The sequence below is a fragment of the Allobosea sp. NPDC055594 genome (genome assembly GCF_053618995.1).
Window position 1 is genome coordinate 589069 of record NZ_JBSHIO010000002.1, and the last position, 18966, is coordinate 608034.

Sequence of the window (18966 nt, forward strand, 5' to 3'; positions counted from 1 at the left end):
CGAGGACAGCGCATGACAAGCCAGCTCTTCCGCCCGCTCGCACTCGATGGGCTCCAGCTTCCGAACCGCATCGTCATCGCGCCGATGTGCCAATATTCGGCGGAAGACGGCTCGGCCACCGACTGGCACCTGATCCATCTCGGCAATCTCGCGCTCTCCGGCGCCGGCCTCCTGATCATCGAGGCGACCGCGGTCGAGCCCGAGGGCCGGATCAGCCCCGACGATCTCGGCCTGTGGAGCGATGAGAACGAGCGCGCGCTCGGCCGCGTGCTCGACGCCGTCCGGCGCCATTCCGACATGCCGATCGGCATCCAGCTCGGCCATGCCGGACGCAAGGCCTCGATCCACTCACCCTGGAACGGCAGCCGCCAGCGGCCGCTCGACGATCGCGGCTGGCAGACCCTCGCGCCCTCGGCCCTGCCGATGAACCCGAACGATCGGCCGCCGCTGCCCCTCGATGCCGACGGGCTGAAGCGCGTGCGCGAGGCCTTCGTCGCCTCGGCGAAGCGCGCGGCGCGGCTCGGCCTGCAGATGGTCGAGATCCATTGCGCCCATGGCTATCTGCTACACCAGTTCCTCTCGCCGCTCGCCAACCGGCGCGACGACGCCTATGGCGGCGCGCTCGAAAACCGGCTGCGCTTTCCGCTCGAGATCTATGAGGCGGTGCGCGACGCCGTGCCGGCCGAAATCCCGGTCGGCGTGCGGGTCTCCGGCACGGACTGGGTCGAGGGCGGCTGGGAGATCGAGCAGACCATCGCCTTCGCGCAGACGCTGAAGGCACGCGGGGTCAGCTTCGTCCATGTCTCCAGCGGCGGCCTCTCGCCGGAGCAGAAGATCCCGCTCGGGCCGGGCTATCAGGTTCCGCTGGCGCGGGCAGTGAAGGCGGCGACGGCGCTGCCGGTCATCGCAGTCGGGCTGATCACCGAATACGAGCATGCCGAGGCGATCGTTGCCGGCGGCGATGCCGACATGGTCGGACTGGCGCGCGGCATTCTCTACGATCCGCGCTGGCCCTGGCACGCGGCCGCCCATCTCGGCGCCAGCGTCAAGGCGCCGAAGCAGTATCTGCGTTCCCAGCCGCGGCAGCTGAAGGAGTTGTTCGAAAGCTGAGCCAGGTTCGCGTCGTCATTCGGGGACTTCGCGGAGCGAAGAGCCAGCCCCCTATAATCGGTGTTGTTCCAGTTCGTCATGCTCGCCCTTGTGGCGAGCATCCACGTCTTGAACACCGCTCTCGTAACAGGAAGACGTGGATGGTCGGGACAAGCCCGACCATGACGGCAAAAGTGGTGTTCATGGGTTCCGGGCTCGGCCCTGCGGCCGCCCCGGAAAGATAAGTCTTGCGCACCAGGCGGGCTCAATCGCCCGGCTGGGCTCCGTCATAGCCGCCGATGATCACGAGATCGACCGGGCCGACCTTGGCGAGGTGCTGCACCGCCGCCTGATATTCCGGCGATTCATAGCAGGCACGGGCCGTCGCCTCGTCCTTGAACTCGATGACGACGTTGTGCTTGCGGCCCTCGCCGCGGGCGAGCTTGTACTCGCCGCCGCGGACGATGAACTTGCCGCCATACTTCGCGAAAGCGATGGCGTTGAGCGAACGGTAGGTCGCGTATTCAGCCTCGTTCTGCACGTCGAGGCGGGCGATCCAGTAGCCCTTCGCCATGATCAGACGCCTTCGACGACGACGATGTCGATCTCGCCGGCGCCTTCGCGCTCCTTGCGCGCCGCGGCGTATTCCGGCGAGTTCACATAGGCCTTGGCCGCTTCGAAATCCTTGAACTCGATGACGATGTTGCGGGCCCTGCCCTCGCCCTCGCCGACCGTCATCTGGCCACCACGCACCAAAGGCGTGCCGCCATACTGCTTGATCGCTTCCGAGGCCTTGGCGGCATAGGCCGCCCACAGCGTCGCGTTGGAGACCTTGGCGCGCGCGATCACATATCCCTTGGGCATTTCGGCTTCCATTTCCGTTTGGATGGGGGGCGAAGCTTAGGCGGCGCCGGCGATCTCGTCCATGATCGCGGCAGCCGCCGCGCGCGGATCGGCCGCGCGGATGACGGGACGCCCGATCACCAGATGGTCGGCACCGGCGGCGATGGCCTCGCCCGGCGTCAAGGTGCGCTTCTGGTCGCCGGCGGCGCTGCCGGCCGGGCGGATGCCGGGGGTGACGATGACCATGTCCGGACCGATGACGCCGCGCACGATCTCGGTCTCGGCGGCGGAGCAGACGATGCCATCGACGCCGGCGATGCGGGCCTGCTGGGCGCGCATGCGCACGAGATCGCGCACGGCGAGCCCGTAGCCGGCATCCTTGAGATCGCCATCGTCATAGGAGGTGAGCGCCGTGACGGCGAGCAGCTTCATGGCGGAATCGCCGCGCCCCTCGACCGCGCCGCGCATGGTCTGCGGATAGGCGTGCACGGTGAGGAAGGTGACGCCGAGTTTGGTCAGCGATTCCACCCCTTCGGTGACGGTGTTGCCGATATCGTGCAGCTTGAGGTCGAGGAAGACCTTCTTGCCCTCGCCGATCAGCTGGCGGGCGAGGTCGAGCCCGCCGGCGAAGGCGAGCCGGTAGCCGATCTTGTAGAAGCTCGCCTGGTCGCCGAGCGTCGCGACGATGCGATAGGCGTCCCAGATCGTCGGAACGTCGAGCGCGACGATCATGCGGTCCCGGAGATCGTTGATTTTCTGCGCCATGGCCCTGTCCTCCTCGCTGCCCGGCGGCGATGGGGCACGATTCGACGGGGAGCGCAACCTTTGCCTGCTTGCTCGCGGGCGAAGAGGCGCCTCAGGCCGCCCCGCTCAGCACCTGCGCGAAGACCTTGGCCCAGACGTCAGGCGTCTGCGCGCCGGAGACGGCGAGCTTGCCGTCGACGATGAAGAAGGGCACGCCGGTGACGCCGACCCGCTGCGCATGCGCCTCGAGGCCGATCACCGTCTCGCGCAACTCGTCATTGGCGAGTTCGTCGCGCGCCGCCCGCTCGTCATAGCCCTGCTCGCCCGCGATCGCGACCAGGGTGTCGAGATCGCCGATGTCGCGACCGTCCTGCCAATAGGCCTTGAACAGCGCCGCCTTCATCTCGCTGCCGCGCTGTACGGTCGAGGCGGCGGCGACGAGCATATGGGCCATGCGGGTGTTGACGCTCTTCTTGACCGCAGCCCAGTTGAAGGTGACGCCGCTTTCGAGCGCCGCCTCGGAGAGGCGCAGTTCGATCTCCCTGCGCTTGCCGGGCCCGAACTTGGCATCGAGATAAGCGGTACGGTCCATGCCCTCCTCCGGCATGTCCGGATTGAGTTCATAGGGCAGCCAGGTGATGGCGACACGCTCGGTCAGGCCGTGATTGGCGAGCGCCGTCTCGAGCCGCGCCTTGCCGATGAAGCACCAGGGGCAGGCGAGATCGGAGACGATCGCGATCGGCAGCTTGTCTTGCATGGGGGTCTCCGCTCAAACTTTCCGGACCGGCTCGCCATAGCGCGCGAGCGTCGCGTCCGAGGTCAAAAGGGCAATGCCTTCGATACGGGCCTGCGCGACCAGCATACGGTCGAACGGGTCCTTATGATGGGGTGGCAGGGCATCCAATGCGAGAGTGTGCTCGCCAAGCACAGGCAACTCGCGATAGCCGTTCTCCAGCAGGCCACGCCGCAGGGCCGGCAGTTTCACCGAGAAATCGCGACGCCCCAGCCCGTTCTTGATCGCGATCTCCCACAGGCTGACGACACTGAAGGTGAGCTCGTTTCCGGCATCCCCGATCAGCGCCCGTGCCTCGAAAGACAGCATATCCGGCCGGCCCGCTGCCCATAGCAGCAGGTGGGTATCAAGCAAAAGCCTCACGAACGGCCTTCGAACATCTCGACGATGCCGTCGGCGCCCATGCTGTCGAAATCATCGGGCACGCTGATCTCGCCGGCCATGAAGCCGAGACGCCGCGGCGCGAGGCGCTCGCCCTCACCGAGCGGCACGAGCTTGACCAGCGGCTTGCCCGCCCGGGCGATGACGATGCTCTCGCCTCGCGCCGCCCGCTCGACCAGCCGGGACAGATTGGTCTTGGCCTCGTGAATGTTGACCGTCTTCATCAGAAATCCAAACTTAGTCCACCGGGCTTAGTTTAACATCACGACCTCCCGGCCAAAAGACCGGTCACATCGGCGGATAGGCATGGAGGTCGCCATGGCGATCTTCCGCATGGCCCTGCGCGCCAGGCGTCTCGCAGCCCGAGAGAAAAGCTGGGCCGACGGGGATCTTGCCGGCGCCGCCGGGGATGTCGAGGATATAGGTCGGCTGGCAGAGGCCGGAAAGATTGCCGCGCAGGCTTTTGACCAGCGCCTGCCCTTCCGCCAGCGACAGCCGGAAATGCGAGGTTCCCGGCGCGAGATCGGGATGGTGCAGGTAGTAGGGCTTGACCCGGTTCTCGACGAAGGCGCGCATCAGCGCCGAGAGCGTCTCGACATCGGCGTTGACGCCCTTGAGCAGCACGCTCTGGCTGACCAGGACATGGCCGGCATCGGCGAGCCGGGCGAGCGCCGCGCGCGCCGCCGGCGTGAACTCGCGCGGATGATTGGCGTGGACCGCGACATAGCTCGCCTTGCCGGGCACACGCAGCGCCCTGGCGTAATCCTGTGTGACGCGCTCCGGCTGGACCATCGGCACGCGGCTGTGCCAGCGCGCCACCTTGATATGCGGGATCGCGGCGAGCCGCTCGCCGACCTCACGCAGGCGCCGGGCGGAGAGGATCAGCGGGTCGCCGCCGGTCATGATCACCTCCCAGATCTCAGGCCGAGAGGCGAGATAGGCGAGCGCCGCGTCGAGCTTCTCGCCGGTCAGCGCATCGCCGCCGGGGCCGACCATCTCGCGGCGGAAGCAGAAGCGGCAATAGACCGGGCAGGCATGGACCAGCTTGAGCAGAGCGCGGTCGGGATAGCGATGAACCACGCCCTCGACCGGCGAATGCGCCTCGTCGCCGATCGGATCCGCCAGTTCCTCGGGCAGGGTCCTGAGCTCGGCGGCATCCGGCACGAACTGGCGAGCGATCGGGTCGGCCGCCTCGGCCGGGTCGATCAGCGCCGCGACCGCCGGGGTCACCGAAACGGCGTAGCGCGCTGCGACCTCGCCCAAGGCCTCGCGCCGGGCGGGCGCGACGAGGCCTCGCTCGACGAGGGCGTCGATCGTCTTCAGCGGCTGGCCGGGCGGCTGATGGCTGGTCATCGCCCTCCCCTGTCCGGTTGCGCGACCGGCGTCCAGAGCACATCTTCGATGCGGCGCGCATCGGTGCAGAGCATCACCAGCCGGTCGAAGCCGAGCGCGATGCCGGAGGCCTCGGGCATCGCGCCGAGCGCCGCGAGGAAATCCTCGTCGATCGGATAGCGCTCGCCATAGATGCGCTCCTTCTCGTCCATATCCGCCTCGAAACGCCGGCGCTGCTCGGCCGGATCGGTCAGTTCGCCGAAGGCGTTCGCCAGCTCGACGCCGCAGGCGAAGAGTTCGAAGCGTTCGGCGACGCGCGGATCGCCGGGTTTCGGCCGGGCCAGCGCCGCCTCGGAGATCGGGTATTCGCACAGGATGGTGGCGCGCCCGCGGCCGAGATGCGGCTCGACCTTCTCGGCGAGGACGCGGCTGAAGATGTCGGACCAGCTGTCGTCCTCGGCCAACCTGATGCCGGCGGCCCGCGCCTGCCCGGCCAGTGCCTCGCGATCGGTCGCTCCATCGGCCGCGATCGTCGCCATCAGGTCGATGCCGGCATGGCGGGCGAAGGCTTCGTGCAAGGTGAGTCGCTCGGGCTCGGCGAAAGGATCGACCTCGGAGCCGCGCCAGCGCAGGCTCGCCGCACCGGCTGCCCGTGCAGCCTGCGCCAGTAATTCGGCGCAATCGGCCATCAGCGCCTCATAGGGCTCGCCGACCCGGTACCATTCCAGCATGGTGAATTCGGGGTGGTGCAGCGCCGTGCGCTCGCGGTTGCGGAAGACGCGGGCGAAATCGAAGATGCGCCGCTCGCCGGCCGCAAGCAGCTTCTTGGCGGCGAATTCCGGCGAGGTATGCAGGTAATAGGGGTGCTCGGCGCCGCCATCGTCGACGAAGACGGTGCGGAACCCGTGCAGATGCGTCTCGTTGCCGGGCGAGCGCTGCAACAGTGCCGCCTCGACCTCGAAAAAATCGCGCGCCTCGAACCAGCGCCGCAGCGCCGCCTTGATACGGCCGCGCGCCATCAAGGCGGGGCGCCGGTCGGCATGGATGTCCGGCCGCCAGAAGGGCGGGGCATTTTCGTTCATGGATCCTCTGGCGAAACCGTCAGCCAGCTTTCGTTTTGCGCGTAAATGCGGTAGTTGCGCGGCGATGAAATCGGCATAGCGCGCCCCTCAGCAGCGCACCAGCGAGGAATTTCAAGTGGTCAAGGTCATCGCCTCCTCCGTCCGCAAGGGCAACGTCCTCGAAGTCGACGGGCATCTCTGCTCGGTGCTGTCGGCCGAGAGCTTCTTCCCCGGCAAGGGCACGCCGACGACACAGATCGACATGCGCCGCATCGCGGACGGCGTGAAGGTCTCGCAGCGCTACAAGACGACCGAGCAGGTCGAGCGCGCCTATGTCGAGGATCGTGACTTCACCTATCTCTACCAGGACGGCGAGCAATACGTCTTCATGAACCCCGAGACCTATGACCAGCTGCCGGTCGACGGCGATGTGGTCGGCGATCTCGCCGCCTATCTCCAGGAAGGCATGAAGGTCACCCTCTCGGTGTTCGACGACCGGGCGGTGGCGATCGAGCTGCCGCAGCGCGTCACGCTCGAAGTGGTCGAGACCGAGCCGGTGACCAAGGGCCAGACGGCCTCCTCCTCCTACAAGCCGGCGATCCTCTCGAACGGCGTGCGCTCGGCCGTGCCGCCGCATATCGGCGTCGGCACCCGCATCGTGGTGATGACCGCCGACGGCTCCTATGTCGAGCGCGCGAAGGATTGATCGCGCTTCGACGCGCCGCCTGACGGCGCATGCGCTATAGAATGAGGCAGCGGGCCCTTTCCGGGCCCGTTTCCGTTTCTGGAGCCAGACCATGCCGCTTTCCGCCCATGCCGCCGCCTTCACCGGCTTCATCCAGACCCTGAAGGCACTCGACGCCATCCTCGACAAGGCGCAGGCCGAAGCGGAGACGCGCAAGATCCAGCCGGAAGTGCTGCTGTCGAGCCGCCTCGCGCCGGACATGCTGCCCTTCACCCGGCAGATCCAGCTGATGTCGGATTTCGCCAAGAACGCCGGGGCGCGCCTCGCCGGCGGCGAGAATCCGCGCTTCCCCGACGAGGAGAAGAGCTTCCCGGAACTCAAGGCGCGGATCGCCCGGACGCTCGATTTCCTCGCATCCGTCGACAAGGCGGCGCTCGATGCCGGGCTGGAACGGGACGTCACCTTCCCGCGCGGTCAGTCCGCCACCGTGACGATGAAGGGCGCGGATTATCTCACGCGCTTCGCAGTTCCGAACTTCTATTTCCACGCCACCACCGCCTACGCGATCCTGCGCGAGAACTGCTTCTCGATCGGCAAGCAGGACTTCCTCAAGGGCGTGTTCGACGCCTGAGCCGCGCCGCACCACCGCGAGCGCGGAGACAGGACGACTGTCGTCATGCTCGCCCTTGGGGCGAGCATCCATCTCTTGAACATCGCACTCGCTACGGGAAGACGTGGATGGTCGGGACAAGCCCGACCATGACGGCAAGCGGCTCGCCCGGACTTCGACGAGACTGAGTCTCCGTCACTCCGTGACGCCACTGGATGCAGCGGCCCGTCTCACAGATAGGGCGAGCAGAGCCAGAGCAGGCGGTCGAGCAGGCGGATCGGAAAGGGCCGGGCCCGCAACTGCGCCAAGGTGACCGGGCGCGCCGTGGCGATCACCCCGTCGATACGCGCCTCGATGCTGCGAGCGAAATCCGCATCCAGCACTTCGAGGTCGATCTCGAAATTCAGCCGCAGCGAGCGCGGGTCGAGATTGGAGGAGCCGACATAGGCCCAGGTTCCGTCGATAGCGAGCAGCTTGGAATGGTCGAAGGCGCCGGTAGCGCGCCAGACCCGGCAGCCATCCTTCAGCACCTGGTCGAACTGCGCCTGCATGGCGCGGTCGACGAGGACGAGATTGTTGACCTCGGGCACGACGATGTCGATCGTAACCCCGCGGCGGGCGGCGGTGACGAGCGCGCTGATCAATTCGCGATCCGGCAGGAAATAGGGCGACATGATCCGGATCGAGTCGCGCGCCACCGAAAAGGCGCCGATCAGCAGCCGGTGATTGGTCTCGAGGCTGGAATCCGGCCCCGAGGCGACCGCGCGCATCACCACGCCGCCTTCGCCGGGGGTAGGCTGCGGCGCAACCGACCAGGCAGCGTCGGCGAGGTCCTCGCCCGAGGCGAAACGCCAGTCCTCGGAGGCGACCGCGAGCAGATCCTCGACCACCGGGCCGGCAATGCGGAAATGCGTGTCTCGCGCCGTTGCGTCCCCGGCGAATTCCCGGGTGAAGCCCTGCCTGATGTTCATGCCGCCGGCGAAGGCGATCTCCCCGTCGACGATCAGGAGCTTGCGGTGCGTGCGCAGGTTCGCATAGGGCAGCCGCAGTCCCATGATGATGTTGCCGTTGAAGACGTCGACCTGCACGCCGCCCTTCTGCAGATAGCCGACGATGCTCGGCACCGAATAGCGCGCGCCGACCGCATCGATCAGAACCCGCACCGCGACGCCGCGCCCGCGCGCCGCGATCAGCGCATCGGCGAGACGCAGCCCGATCGGATCCCGGTCGAAGATATAGGTCTCGAGGATGACCGCGCGGCGGGCGCTCGCGATCGCTTCCGCCATCGCGGCATAGGCCTCGTCGCCGGTTCGCAGGGTCGCGATGGCGTTGCCGCTCTTGAGCTGACGGCGTACCACCTTGTCGCCGAGCGTCTTCAGCGCGGCGAAGCGCCGGCCGAATGCGCGCGCCACCACTTCATCGGAGATCGCGGCGGGCTCGCCCGCCGCGCCGGCCCCGAACTCCCGCCTTCGCTGCGAGACGATCGAGGCCCGGCGCATGCGGTTGACGCCGGCGACCGCATAGATCAGTGCGCCCAGAAAAGGGGAGAGCAGGATGACGCCAACCCAGCCGATGGCGGCGCGGACCTCGTCCTTGGTCAGCGCGGCGTGGCTGGCGGCGACCACTGTGATCGCAAGCGACAGCGCGGCCAGGATATGCGGCCAGTAGCCGTAGAGAATCTCCCACATGGCGCCGACTATCGCACGGCCGGCAGCCCCGGCAATGGCGCTCGCGCCGGCGTAGCGCTTCACCCCTTGCGCAACGGCGGGGTATACCCATATCGGGTTCACGGCGATGTCGAGGGCGTTCCACGGCCCTCCAGCGCCGTTGAAGACGGCCATGAATTTGGACCGGTGACGCCGGATGTACGCGCACAGGTTCGGGACATGGCCGTTGGCCAATCAGAGACCCGCCGCGAGCGCTCGCGGCGGGTCTTTTCACATCAGTCGCGCAGGAACGGATTGTTGCGCCGCTCCTCGCCGAGCGTGCTCGCCGGCCCGTGGCCGGGCAGGAACTGGACGTCGTCGCCGAGCGGCAGGAGCTTGCCCTTGATGCCGGCAATCAGGTCCTCATGACTGCCATAGGGAAAGTCGGTGCGACCGACCGAGCCGGCAAAAAGCGTGTCGCCGGCGAGCAGGAAGCGCAAATCCCTCTGGAAGAAGGTGACATGGCCCGGCGTATGCCCCGGCACATGCTGGACGGCGAAGCTGATCTCGCCGACCGAGACATTATCGCCCTCGGCGAGCCAGCGCGTCGGCTTCACCGCTTTCATGTCGCGGATCTCGAAGCGCAGCCCCTGTTCAGGCAGCGCATCGAGCAGCGGCCTGTCGGCCTCGTGCGGGCCGATGATCGGCAGGGAAAGCGCCTCGGCGAGCTCGGTCGCGCCACCGGCATGGTCGAGATGGCCATGGGTCAGCCAGATCGCCACCGGCTTGACGCCGGTTTCCTTCAGCGCCGCCTGGATGCGGGCGACATCGCCGCCGGGATCGACGATCGCCGCCTCCATGGTCTTGGTGCACCAGACGAGCGAGCAGTTCTGCTGAAACGGCGTCACCGGAATGACGGCGATGCTGAGCGGGGGCTGCGGTTGGTCGTTCATGCGGTGCCTTTCGGTGAAATGGGCCGAGCTTGCTAGGCTGCGTCGGGCCGGCGCCGGTCAACGCTTGCCGCAGCGATTGGCGAGCAGCACCCGGTAGTCGGAGAGCGACTCGTCCATCTGGGCGACGTTCTGCTCGCGCTCGCGCCCGCTCTGGCAGGTCGCGAAGACCGAACGGGCCTTCTGCAGGAAGGCGACATGCTCACGCCAGGCCGCGCATTGCGTCGCCTGGTCGGCATTGGCGACCTGCTGCATCTTGTACTGCCGCTGGCGCATCGCCGCCTCATTCTGGAACAGGTCGCGCGAGCAGGTCGCCGGAACCGGGCGCGGCTGCGCCGCCGCCAGCGTCGGCAGCAGCGCGAGCGTCACCCCAAGGATGGCACGGCGAATCATCCGAGATTCAGCTCCTTGAAGAAGTCGTTGCCCTTGTCGTCGATGACGATGAAGGCCGGGAAGTCCTCGACCTCGACCTTCCAGACCGCTTCCATGCCGAGCTCGGGATATTCGAGCACCTCGACCTTCTTGATGCAGTCCTGCGCCAGCCGCGCCGCCGGTCCGCCGATCGAGCCGAGATAGAAGCCGCCATGGCGGGCGCAGGCCTCGCGCACCGCCGAGGAACGGTTGCCCTTGGCGAGCATGACCATCGAGCCGCCAAAGGACTGGAACTGGTCGACGAAGGAATCCATGCGCCCGGCCGTGGTCGGGCCGAAGGAGCCGGAAGCCATGCCTTCCGGCGTCTTGGCCGGGCCGGCGTAGTAAACCGGGTGGTTCTTGAAATAGTCGGGCATGCCCTGCCCGCTCTCGAGCCGCTCGCGAATCTTGGCATGGGCGAGGTCGCGGGCGACGACGATCGTGCCGGTCAGCGAAAGGCGGGTCTTGACCGGGTGCCTGGTCAAGGTGGCCAGAATCTCGCTCATCGGCTGGTTGAGGTCGACCTTGACGACATCGCCGCCGAGCGAAGCGTCCTCGACCTCGGGCAGGTATTTGGCCGGGTTGGTCTCCAGCGCCTCGAGGAAGATGCCGTCGCGGGTGATCTTGCCCTTGGCCTGACGGTCGGCCGAGCAGGAGACGCCGAGCCCGATCGGCAGCGAGGCACCGTGGCGCGGCAGGCGGATGACGCGCACGTCATGGCAGAAATACTTGCCGCCGAACTGCGCGCCGACACCGAGCGACTGCGTCAGCTTGTGGATTTCCTCTTCCATCTCGATGTCGCGGAAGGCGTGACCGGAGGGCGAGCCCTTGGTCGGCAGGCCGTCGAGATAACGGGTCGAGGCGAGCTTGACGGTCTTCAGATTCTGCTCGGCCGAGGTGCCGCCGATGACGATAGCGAGGTGGTAGGGCGGGCAGGCCGCTGTGCCGAGCGTCAGGATCTTCTCCTTCAGGAACGCCGTCATGCGGTCCTTGGTCAGGAGCGAGGGCGTCGCCTGGTAGAGGAAGGTCTTGTTGGCCGAGCCGCCGCCCTTGCAGACGAAGAGGAATTTGTAGGCGTCCTCGCCCTCGGCATAGATGTCGATCTGCGCCGGCAGATTGGTCGCCGTGTTCTTCTCCTCGAACATGGAGAGCGGTGCGAGCTGCGAATAGCGCAGATTGCGCTTGAAATAGGCATCCGCGACGCCTTCGCCGAGCGCGGCTTCATCGTCGCCATCGGTCCAGACCTTGCGGCCGCGCTTGCCCATGATGATCGCCGTGCCGGTATCCTGGCACATCGGCAGCACGCCACCCGCGGCGATATTGGCGTTCTTGAGCAGATCATAGGCGACGAACTTGTCGTTCGAGGTCGCCTCGGGATCGTCGAGGATCTTCTGAAGCTGGGCGAGATGACCCGGGCGCAGGAGATGGTTGATGTCGATGAAGGCCTGCTCGGAGAGCCGGCGGATCGCCTCGCGCGAAACCGTCAGGAGCTCGCGATCACCGATCCTCTCGACCGTGACACCTTCCGTGCCGAGCGAGCGATAGGGCGTCTTGTCCTCGCCGAGCGGGAAGAGATCGACATGGGTATAGGCCATCGGGCGACACTCCGGCATTTCGGTGGCGCCTGGTGCGACACCTCACAGCTTCGGCCGCGTCATAGCCCCTTGGGCCAAGGCCTCCAAGCCTAGATTGCGATGGTTCCAGGGAGGGGGTGGCGGCGCTCGAAACGCGATACGAACCCTCGTCCCGAGGCGCGATCGCAATTCGCGTCTCGCAAGCCGCCCCAGATGATTCCGATGCCTTCCGGAGCATCCTTCGAGACCGCCGCCCAGCGGCGCCTCCGGACGAGGGGCTCGCAGCCCCTTGCGAAATTCAGGCCGCCTTGGCGGCGGTCTCCGCCAGGATCGCATAGATCGCCGCCGGATCATGCGCATGGCGCACCTGCTCCAGCACAGTCTGGTTGCGCAGCACGCGGGCGACGCGCGCCAGCGCCTTGAGATGGTCGGCCCCCGCCCCTTCCGGGGCGATCAGCACGAAGATGATGTCGACGGGCTGGCCATCGAGTGCCTCGAAATCGAGCGCTTTCTCGGCGCGCGCGAACAGACCGACGAGCTTGTCGATACCGGGCATCCGGCCATGGGGAATGGCGATTCCATCGCCGATTCCGGTCGAGCCGAGGCGCTCGCGCTGCAGCAGCGCCTCGAAGAGTTCACGCTCGGGCAGGCCGGTGAGCAAAGCCGCGTGCTGGGCCAGTTCCTGAAGCGCCTGCTTCTTGCTGTTGGCGCGCAGCGGCGAAATCACCGCCTCGGGCCGAAGGAGATCGGTCAGCGTCATAGGCCAATCCATGCATGTCCCGTGCCTAGCGTCCGGTCCCTACCGGCAAGCCCGGCAGGGCGCCCAGATTCATCGGCGGCGGAACCTCAAGAAAGAGAAGCCGGCGGATCGATCCAGCCGATATTGCCGTCGCGGCGGCGGTATACGACGTTCATGCGACCATTGCCAGCGTGGCGGAAGATGACGACCGGCGCGCCCGTCATGTCGAGCTCGGCCACTGCATCACCCACCGTCATCTGATGCAGGGATTTCGTCGATTCGGCCACGATCACCGGGTTTTCGCCGACGAGATCCGCATCATGTTCCTCGACGTCCTGGTCGGGAGCCGCGATGACATAGCTGGGGATGGCGAGCCCGGCCTCGCGCCCGTTCATCGCCGCGGAACGATCCTTCAACCGGCGCTTGTAGCGGCGCAGCCGCTTCTCGATCCGCTCGGCCATCTTTTCGAGGCTGGCATAGGGATCATGCGCGACGGCCGAGGCTTCGAGCGTGATGCCGGAGGAGAGATGCAGGACACCATCCGTCTTGAACGCCGTTCCGTCCTTGCCGACGGTGACGTGCCCCTGATAGCCGCCCTCGTAATACTTGCTCAGGGCTGCCGCCACGCGCGCTTCGGCCTGGCCACGCAGGGCCTCGCCGACATCGAGATTCTTGCCGGAGATTCGCAAGCTCATGGAGTGCTTCCCCTTCTTGTCGCCATGGCCAGTGGTCGGCCATCTACTGGAGGTAAGGACGGGGTTGCCGGCTTGTCAATGAGCCGGAAGGCGGGTGCTTCGAAGGGACTGCTCCGAAATTGACACCTGCCGCTAGGGCACCGAAAGCACCCGAGGCCGGACAAGCTCCCGCCTCTGCCAGCCGCCCGTGCAGAGCTCTTCCGGGCCGGCCGCGGCCGCTCTCAGCGCCCGCCTCCGGCCATGGCGAGTTTCTCGCGACGGCGCTCCATCGAGGATGGGATGCGCAGCGATTCGCGGTATTTCGCGACGGTTCGCCGGGCGATGTCGATGCCGCTCGCCTTCAGCCTGGTGACGATCGCGTCATCCGAAAGGATCCCGGACGCGCTCTCCTCGTCGATCATCTGCTTGATCCGGTAACGCACCGCCTCGGCGGAATGGGCCTCGCCATAACCGGTGGCGGCGATCGCAGCCGAGAAAAAATACTTCATCTCGAAGACGCCGCGCGGGCAGCCCAGATACTTGTTCGAGGTCACGCGCGACACCGTCGATTCGTGCATGCCGATCGCGTCGGCGACGGTCTTGAGATTCAACGGCCGCAAATGCTCGACGCCATGGGCGAAGAACCCGTCCTGCTGCCGCACGATCTCGCTGGCCACCTTGAGGATGGTGCGGGCGCGCTGCTCGAGCGAACGGGTCAGCCAGTTCGCGGTCTGCAGGCATTCGGCGATGAAGGCCTTGTCCTCGTCATTGCGCGCCGCGCGCGAGACACGGGCATGGTAGGTCTGGTTGACCAGCACCCGTGGCAGCGTGTCGGGATTGAGGTCGATCAGCCAGGAGCCATCCGGCGCCGCACGGATGAAGACGTCCGGCACCACCGTCTCGGCCGCCGAACCGCCGAAGGCCCGGCCCGGCTTCGGGTCGAGGCGCCTGATCTCGGCGACCATATCGGCGATGTCCTCGTCATCGACGCCACAGACCCGCTTCAGCGCGGCATAATCGCGTTTGGCGAGCAGCGGCAGATTGGCGAGCAGGGCCTGCATGGCGGGGTCGTAGCGATCGCGGTCGCGCAGCTGGATGGCGAGGCACTCGCCGACGTCGCGCGCCGCGACACCGCTCGGATCGAAACCCTGGACGAGGCGCAGCACCGCCTCGACCCTGGCCTCGTCGACGCCCAGCCGCGACGCGATCTCCGTCAGCGGCTCGGCGAGATAGCCGGCATCGTCGACCCCGTCGATGATGTGCCGCCCGATCAGGCGCTCGGCCGGCGAGGCGACGGCAAGGTCGAGCTGGGCGGCGAGATGCTCGTGCAGCGAGAGCTCGGCGGTCAGGCTCGACTCGAAGCCCTCAGGGCCATCCTCGAAGGAGCCGCCATTGCCGCCATAGGCCCCGCCGGTGATCGGCAGGCTGTCGGCGCCACGGCTGTCGAGCCGCGCAACCTGCGGCTGCTCGCTCTGGAAGACGTTCTCCAGCCCGGTGCCGAGCCGGCCTTCGATGCCCTCCTGGGTGTTCAGGCTCTCGGCCCGCTCATAGCTCGCCTGGTCGGCAGCCAGCACAGCCTCGTTGGCGGCACCGGGCAGCGCCGGCTCGCCGGCTTCGTCACCGCGCTCGAGCAACGGGTTCCGCTCGAGCTCGCCCTCGACGAAGCTCTGCAGTTCGAGATGGGAAAGCTGGAGGAGCTTGATCGCCTGCAGAAGCTGCGGCGTCATCACCAGGGATTGTCCCTGGCGCAACTCCATGCGCGGCATCATCGCCATAGACGGCCTTCACTCCAACTCCTGCAAGACCCGGCCGGCACGCCAATCCACCGGCACGCTTCTTGCTTGAAGCGAAACCCTAACCGCCTCGGCGGATGAGGTCAAAGGCCGATCCGCCGCAGCCTGACGTCCTGAAGCGAGGCGCCAGTGCAGCGCACCGAGAGGTGGAATCCACTCTTCGGGCGCATCCGATGCCTTCACGATGAGGCAGATCGCCAATCCGCATCCGACAGGATGCCCGGCGATCCGGGCCGGAAACGGCTTTCAGAGCCGGAAATCCTCGCCGAGATAGACGCGGCGGACGTCCGCATTGGCGATAATCTCGGCCGGCGAGCCCTCGGTCAGCACGCGGCCGGAATGGATGATATAGGCGCGATCGACCAGACCCAGCGTCTCGCGGACATTGTGGTCGGTGATCAACACGCCGATGCCGCGATCGGTCAGCTGCCGGACCAGTTCCTGGATGTCACCGACGGCGATCGGGTCGATGCCGGCGAAAGGCTCGTCGAGCAGGATGAAGGAGGGCCGGCCGGCCAGCGCGCGGGCGATCTCGCAACGGCGGCGCTCGCCGCCGGAGAGCGCGATCGAAGGCGCCTTGCGCAGGCGGGTGATATTGAACTCGTCGAGCAGTTTGTCGAGCTCGCGCTCGCGCTTCTTGCGGTTGGGCTCGACCACCTCGAGCACCGCCCGGATATTGTCCTCGACCGAGAGACCGCGAAAGATCGAAGCTTCCTGCGGGAGATAACCGATGCCGAGCCGGGCGCGCTGGTACATCGGCAGATTGGTGATGTCGTTCCCTTCGAGCGAGATCACGCCCATATCGGCCCCGACCAGGCCGGTGATCATGTAGAAGATCGTGGTCTTTCCGGCGCCGTTCGGCCCGAGCAGGCCGACGGCCTCGCCATTGCGGACATAGAGCGACGCCTCGCTCACGACATTGCGGGCGCCATAGCTCTTGCGCAGCCCGCTGACAGCGAGGATGCCAGGCCCGCCGATCGAGGAGGCGACCGGCTCCGCCCCCGCGAACGGCTCGCTCGCCCGGGCATCGCCCTTCCTGCCGAAGAGCCGACCGAGGCGCGAGAACACACCACCGCCGCCGGGCGACGCCACGGCTGCGGCCGAAGCTTGCGAACGCTGCGGGCTTGCGACGGTTTCGGCGGGCGATGGCGGGGAGATCGTCACGGGAAAGGGCGTAACCTGCTGGTTTTCGGCACGGCGTGTGCTCTGGTATTCGAGGCGTTCCAAACTGGCAACGCCCTCGTCATCACGAAATGCCGTGCGGCGGGATCAGTTCGTCGGGGTGGCGGGCTTGGCCGCCGCACCCGGCTTCTCCTTGCCGGCCTCGGCCGAATTGGGCACGAAGAAGCCCTGCACGCGACCGCCCGGCTTCGTGTCGACATTGGCGATGCCGGTCTGCGTGTCATAGACGAGGCGCTCGCCGCGGGTGATGTTCGGGCCGTCGTTCAGCGCGACATTGCCGGTCATGATCACCTTGTTGTTGGCACGGTCGAAGACGGCGTTGTCCGAGGTCGCGGCCTGAGTCTTCGACACGACGGTCACGGGCCCCGCGCATTCGATGCGCTTGATCGCGCCATCGTTCGAGGAAGGCGCGGCGCCCGCCGCCGGGGCCGGCGCAGGCGTGGTGCGCTTGCCGGCGCCGTTCTGGCCACGCCCCTCATAGAACACCGTCATGGTCGAGCAGCGAACCGTGGTCTCGCCCTGGACGGCGACGACATTGCCGGAGAAGATCGCCTTGTTGTCCTTGTCCAGCACGTCGAGCTTGTCGGCGTCGATCTTGATCGGCTCCTTGCTGTCGCCGCCCATGCCGCCGAAGGGCGAGCCCGGAGCACCGCCACGCGCCTTGGCCGGGGCGGCCGCAGGCTTGGCGGCCGGCTGCGCCGGCGCCGCGCCGGACCTGGCTGGGGCCTGCTGCTGAGCCTGCGCCGCCGAAGGCAGCCAGAAGAGTGCGGACATCGCTGCGAAGAGGAGGGTTGTAGGTTTCATCGCCGACCTGTCATTCGCTTGAGCTTCACTTTCGGCCCGCCTCTCAGCGCTGCGGCGCCGGTGCGGTCGCAGCCCCCGCCTCCGCGGCGGGCCGCAGCAGATCGGGATTGGGCGTGCTGCCCTGGCGCTCCGGACCGGCCAGGCTGTTGGCCGGCGCGTTCTCGATCACGACACGCACCCGCCCCTCGAACACGATCAGGCCCCCGTTATCCTTAACATCGAGTGTATCGGCATTGACCGTGGTGGTGCCGAGATTGACCGTGACCGGCTCGCGCGACAACACCGTTCCGGCCTTGAAGTCGACATCCGCCGTCCGCATCTGCACGTCATAGCCCGATTCCGTCCGGATCTTGACGTCGTCGACCAGCTTCAGCTTCTCCTTCTGCTGGTCGAAATGGCCGCTGCGCGCATTGACCGTGACCCAGCCATCCTCGGATTTCATCTGGACCCGCGCCGTCATCTTCACCAGCTCGATCTGGGTGGGGTTGCGGATGTCCTGAAGGGCGGACTCGGCCGTGACCACGTAGGGGCTGTTATCCTTGCGATAGCCGGCAAGCTTGGGGGCCTCCATCACGACCTTGCCGCCGGACAGCCCGATCGAGCCGAGCGAGAGATTGCCGACCTCGCGCAGCGGGCTGAGGAAGGGAGCAACGATCAGGCCGAGCACGGCCACGACCGCACCGACGGGGATGGCGCGCCGCAGCAGCCGCACCAGGCCGGAATGGCGGCGCGCCGCCTTGAACGCCGCCTGCCGCGCCCGTGCCTGCTTTGCCAGTGTTGACGCCATGTCAGGCGATGTCATTGCCAAGGTCATGCCCCGCCCATTGCCAGCCGCCGGCGGCTTTTTCATGTCGGCACCCACCCGTCCGGCTGCAAGGCCGCGGGCCACCGGACCGACCGCTCGACGATTGACCTAGCTGGAATACATCAACTTTACGTATGTGCGAAGATGTCGGTTTCAGGCCAGCCGGCGAGATCGAGTTCCGCCCGGACCGGCAGGAAGTCGAAGCAGGCACTGGCCAGATGAGCCCGCTGCTCTCGCTCGAGCATCACATCCAGCCTAGCCTTCAATGCATGCAGATGCAGCACGTCGGCCGCAGCATAGCTCAGCTGCGATTCGGAGAGTGTCTCGGCGCCCCAGTCGGATGACTGCTGCTGCTTCGACAGATCGATGCCGAGCAGCTCCCTGACCAGATCCTTGAGCCCGTGCCGATCGGTATAGGTGCGGACCAGCTTCGAGGCGATCTTGGTGCAGTAGACCGGCGCAGTGACGACGCCGAAGGCCTTCTGCAGCGCGGCGATATCGAAGCGGGCGAAGTGGAAGAGCTTGAGCACGCCGGGATCGGCGAGGATGCGGCAGAGATTGGCCGGCGGCGGTGCATCCTTCGGGATCTGCACGACATCCGCCGAACCATCGCCGCGCGAGAGCTGCACCACGCAGAGCCGGTCGCGCTGCGGGTTGAGACCGAGCGTCTCGGTGTCGATCGCCAGGATCGGCCCGGGCTGGAAATCGGCCGGCAGATCGCCGCGATGCAGACGAATGGTCATGGTGTGGAATCAACCCTTGCGAATACTGGCCGCTCACCGTCCAGGCGGGCGGCCCTTGCCAGCTAGCGAGCCGACCGGCGCCAGACAAGCCTTTTCTCGCTGCAACT

The 18966-nt window shown here is 67.0% G+C and carries 22 protein-coding genes; 3 read left to right on the forward strand and 19 right to left on the reverse strand.

Annotated features, from left to right (window positions below; genetic code table 11):
* Positions 1-12 precede the first annotated feature (12 nt).
* Complete coding sequence (locus ACWGRX_RS06660; RefSeq protein ID WP_452116879.1) at positions 13-1110, forward strand: NADH:flavin oxidoreductase/NADH oxidase; 1098 nt, start codon at positions 13-15, stop codon at positions 1108-1110.
* Between the two features lie 244 nt (positions 1111-1354).
* Here the strand turns inward: ACWGRX_RS06660 and ACWGRX_RS06665 are convergent, their stop codons facing one another.
* The 8 genes from ACWGRX_RS06665 to epmA all read right to left on the reverse strand — a co-directional run bounded on the left by ACWGRX_RS06665 (position 1355) and on the right by epmA (position 6264).
* Positions 1355-1663 carry a DUF1330 domain-containing protein gene (locus ACWGRX_RS06665; protein ID WP_066478322.1) on the reverse strand — a complete coding sequence of 103 codons (309 nt, stop codon included), beginning with the start codon at positions 1661-1663 and terminating at the stop codon, positions 1355-1357.
* A 2-nt stretch (positions 1664-1665) separates the two neighbouring features.
* Positions 1666-1953 (reverse strand): DUF1330 domain-containing protein, encoded by a 288-nt coding sequence (locus tag ACWGRX_RS06670; protein ID WP_291639831.1) that lies wholly within the window; start codon positions 1951-1953, stop codon positions 1666-1668.
* Positions 1954-1989: 36 nt separating this feature from the next.
* Positions 1990-2697 carry an orotidine-5'-phosphate decarboxylase gene (gene pyrF, locus ACWGRX_RS06675; protein WP_291639829.1) on the reverse strand — a complete coding sequence of 236 codons (708 nt, stop codon included), beginning with the start codon at positions 2695-2697 and terminating at the stop codon, positions 1990-1992.
* Between the two features lie 91 nt (positions 2698-2788).
* The gene (locus ACWGRX_RS06680; protein ID WP_452116880.1) at positions 2789-3433 is read right to left on the reverse strand and encodes a DsbA family oxidoreductase; all 645 of its coding nucleotides are present in this window, start codon (positions 3431-3433) and stop codon (positions 2789-2791) included.
* 12 nt (positions 3434-3445) lie between these two features.
* On the reverse strand, positions 3446-3832 hold the full coding sequence (locus ACWGRX_RS06685; RefSeq protein ID WP_452116881.1) for a type II toxin-antitoxin system VapC family toxin: 387 nt from the start codon (positions 3830-3832) through the stop codon (positions 3446-3448).
* On the reverse strand, positions 3829-4074 hold the full coding sequence (locus ACWGRX_RS06690) for a type II toxin-antitoxin system Phd/YefM family antitoxin (protein ID WP_452116882.1): 246 nt from the start codon (positions 4072-4074) through the stop codon (positions 3829-3831). The genes ACWGRX_RS06685 and ACWGRX_RS06690 overlap by 4 nt, the downstream gene beginning before the upstream one ends.
* A 64-nt stretch (positions 4075-4138) precedes the next feature.
* On the reverse strand, positions 4139-5203 hold the full coding sequence (locus tag ACWGRX_RS06695; protein WP_452116883.1) for a lysine-2,3-aminomutase-like protein: 1065 nt from the start codon (positions 5201-5203) through the stop codon (positions 4139-4141).
* Entirely contained in the window at positions 5200-6264 is a 1065-nt protein-coding gene (gene epmA, locus ACWGRX_RS06700) for an EF-P lysine aminoacylase EpmA (RefSeq protein WP_452116884.1), read from the reverse strand. Before epmA ends, ACWGRX_RS06695 begins: the two co-directional genes overlap by 4 nt.
* A gap of 115 nt (positions 6265-6379) precedes the next feature.
* On the opposite strand from epmA, the gene efp reads away from it, so the two are divergent.
* Complete coding sequence (gene efp, locus ACWGRX_RS06705) at positions 6380-6949, forward strand: elongation factor P (RefSeq protein ID WP_291639821.1); 570 nt, start codon at positions 6380-6382, stop codon at positions 6947-6949.
* Between the two features lie 91 nt (positions 6950-7040).
* Complete coding sequence (locus ACWGRX_RS06710) at positions 7041-7559, forward strand: DUF1993 domain-containing protein (RefSeq protein WP_452116885.1); 519 nt, start codon at positions 7041-7043, stop codon at positions 7557-7559.
* A 209-nt stretch (positions 7560-7768) separates the two neighbouring features.
* Here ACWGRX_RS06710 and ACWGRX_RS06715 read toward each other — a convergent pair whose 3' ends face one another.
* The 11 genes from ACWGRX_RS06715 to ACWGRX_RS06765 all read right to left on the reverse strand — a co-directional run bounded on the left by ACWGRX_RS06715 (position 7769) and on the right by ACWGRX_RS06765 (position 18859).
* Complete coding sequence (locus ACWGRX_RS06715) at positions 7769-9226, reverse strand: phospholipase D-like domain-containing protein (RefSeq protein ID WP_452116961.1); 1458 nt, start codon at positions 9224-9226, stop codon at positions 7769-7771.
* Between the two features lie 254 nt (positions 9227-9480).
* Positions 9481-10137 carry an MBL fold metallo-hydrolase gene (locus tag ACWGRX_RS06720; RefSeq protein WP_452116886.1) on the reverse strand — a complete coding sequence of 219 codons (657 nt, stop codon included), beginning with the start codon at positions 10135-10137 and terminating at the stop codon, positions 9481-9483.
* Positions 10138-10194: 57 nt separating this feature from the next.
* Complete coding sequence (locus ACWGRX_RS06725) at positions 10195-10527, reverse strand: hypothetical protein (RefSeq protein WP_291646527.1); 333 nt, start codon at positions 10525-10527, stop codon at positions 10195-10197.
* The gene (locus tag ACWGRX_RS06730; protein ID WP_452116887.1) at positions 10524-12140 is read right to left on the reverse strand and encodes a fumarate hydratase; all 1617 of its coding nucleotides are present in this window, start codon (positions 12138-12140) and stop codon (positions 10524-10526) included. The genes ACWGRX_RS06725 and ACWGRX_RS06730 overlap by 4 nt, the downstream gene beginning before the upstream one ends.
* A gap of 277 nt (positions 12141-12417) precedes the next feature.
* The gene (gene ptsN, locus ACWGRX_RS06735) at positions 12418-12879 is read right to left on the reverse strand and encodes a PTS IIA-like nitrogen regulatory protein PtsN (RefSeq protein WP_291639812.1); all 462 of its coding nucleotides are present in this window, start codon (positions 12877-12879) and stop codon (positions 12418-12420) included.
* A gap of 86 nt (positions 12880-12965) precedes the next feature.
* Positions 12966-13553 (reverse strand): ribosome hibernation-promoting factor, HPF/YfiA family, encoded by a 588-nt coding sequence (gene hpf, locus ACWGRX_RS06740; protein WP_452116888.1) that lies wholly within the window; start codon positions 13551-13553, stop codon positions 12966-12968.
* A 221-nt stretch (positions 13554-13774) separates the two neighbouring features.
* A complete protein-coding gene (gene rpoN, locus ACWGRX_RS06745; RefSeq protein WP_452116889.1) occupies positions 13775-15307 on the reverse strand; it encodes an RNA polymerase factor sigma-54 in 1533 nt (510 codons plus the stop codon).
* A 264-nt stretch (positions 15308-15571) separates the two neighbouring features.
* Positions 15572-16417 carry an LPS export ABC transporter ATP-binding protein gene (gene lptB / locus ACWGRX_RS06750; protein WP_452116890.1) on the reverse strand — a complete coding sequence of 282 codons (846 nt, stop codon included), beginning with the start codon at positions 16415-16417 and terminating at the stop codon, positions 15572-15574.
* Between the two features lie 177 nt (positions 16418-16594).
* Positions 16595-17311 carry an LptA/OstA family protein gene (locus ACWGRX_RS06755; RefSeq protein WP_452116891.1) on the reverse strand — a complete coding sequence of 239 codons (717 nt, stop codon included), beginning with the start codon at positions 17309-17311 and terminating at the stop codon, positions 16595-16597.
* 43 nt (positions 17312-17354) lie between these two features.
* Positions 17355-18098: an LPS export ABC transporter periplasmic protein LptC gene (lptC, locus tag ACWGRX_RS06760; protein ID WP_452116892.1), complete on the reverse strand. Its 744-nt coding sequence runs from the start codon at positions 18096-18098 to the stop codon at positions 17355-17357.
* A gap of 146 nt (positions 18099-18244) precedes the next feature.
* Positions 18245-18859: a ribonuclease D gene (locus tag ACWGRX_RS06765; RefSeq protein WP_291639799.1), complete on the reverse strand. Its 615-nt coding sequence runs from the start codon at positions 18857-18859 to the stop codon at positions 18245-18247.
* Positions 18860-18966: the final 107 nt, after the last annotated feature.

Bases quoted from the DNA above. Each gene is read 5' to 3' on its own strand.
- ACWGRX_RS06660 (WP_452116879.1), top strand. From the start codon at position 13: ATGACAAGCCAGCTCTTCCGCCCGCTCGCACTCGATGGGCTCCAGCTT.
- ACWGRX_RS06665 (WP_066478322.1), bottom strand. From the start codon at position 1,663: ATGGCGAAGGGCTACTGGATCGCCCGCCTCGACGTGCAGAACGAGGCT.
- ACWGRX_RS06670 (WP_291639831.1), bottom strand. From the start codon at position 1,953: ATGCCCAAGGGATATGTGATCGCGCGCGCCAAGGTCTCCAACGCGACG.
- pyrF (WP_291639829.1), bottom strand. From the start codon at position 2,697: ATGGCGCAGAAAATCAACGATCTCCGGGACCGCATGATCGTCGCGCTC.
- ACWGRX_RS06680 (WP_452116880.1), bottom strand. From the start codon at position 3,433: ATGCAAGACAAGCTGCCGATCGCGATCGTCTCCGATCTCGCCTGCCCC.
- ACWGRX_RS06690 (WP_452116882.1), bottom strand. From the start codon at position 4,074: ATGAAGACGGTCAACATTCACGAGGCCAAGACCAATCTGTCCCGGCTG.
- ACWGRX_RS06695 (WP_452116883.1), bottom strand. From the start codon at position 5,203: ATGACCAGCCATCAGCCGCCCGGCCAGCCGCTGAAGACGATCGACGCC.
- epmA (WP_452116884.1), bottom strand. From the start codon at position 6,264: ATGAACGAAAATGCCCCGCCCTTCTGGCGGCCGGACATCCATGCCGAC.
- ACWGRX_RS06710 (WP_452116885.1), top strand. From the start codon at position 7,041: ATGCCGCTTTCCGCCCATGCCGCCGCCTTCACCGGCTTCATCCAGACC.
- ACWGRX_RS06715 (WP_452116961.1), bottom strand. From the start codon at position 9,226: ATGTGGGAGATTCTCTACGGCTACTGGCCGCATATCCTGGCCGCGCTG.
- ACWGRX_RS06720 (WP_452116886.1), bottom strand. From the start codon at position 10,137: ATGAACGACCAACCGCAGCCCCCGCTCAGCATCGCCGTCATTCCGGTG.
- ACWGRX_RS06725 (WP_291646527.1), bottom strand. From the start codon at position 10,527: ATGATTCGCCGTGCCATCCTTGGGGTGACGCTCGCGCTGCTGCCGACG.
- ACWGRX_RS06730 (WP_452116887.1), bottom strand. From the start codon at position 12,140: ATGGCCTATACCCATGTCGATCTCTTCCCGCTCGGCGAGGACAAGACG.
- ptsN (WP_291639812.1), bottom strand. From the start codon at position 12,879: ATGACGCTGACCGATCTCCTTCGGCCCGAGGCGGTGATTTCGCCGCTG.
- hpf (WP_452116888.1), bottom strand. From the start codon at position 13,553: ATGAGCTTGCGAATCTCCGGCAAGAATCTCGATGTCGGCGAGGCCCTG.
- rpoN (WP_452116889.1), bottom strand. From the start codon at position 15,307: ATGGCGATGATGCCGCGCATGGAGTTGCGCCAGGGACAATCCCTGGTG.
- ACWGRX_RS06755 (WP_452116891.1), bottom strand. From the start codon at position 17,311: ATGAAACCTACAACCCTCCTCTTCGCAGCGATGTCCGCACTCTTCTGG.
- lptC (WP_452116892.1), bottom strand. From the start codon at position 18,098: ATGGCGTCAACACTGGCAAAGCAGGCACGGGCGCGGCAGGCGGCGTTC.
- ACWGRX_RS06765 (WP_291639799.1), bottom strand. From the start codon at position 18,859: ATGACCATTCGTCTGCATCGCGGCGATCTGCCGGCCGATTTCCAGCCC.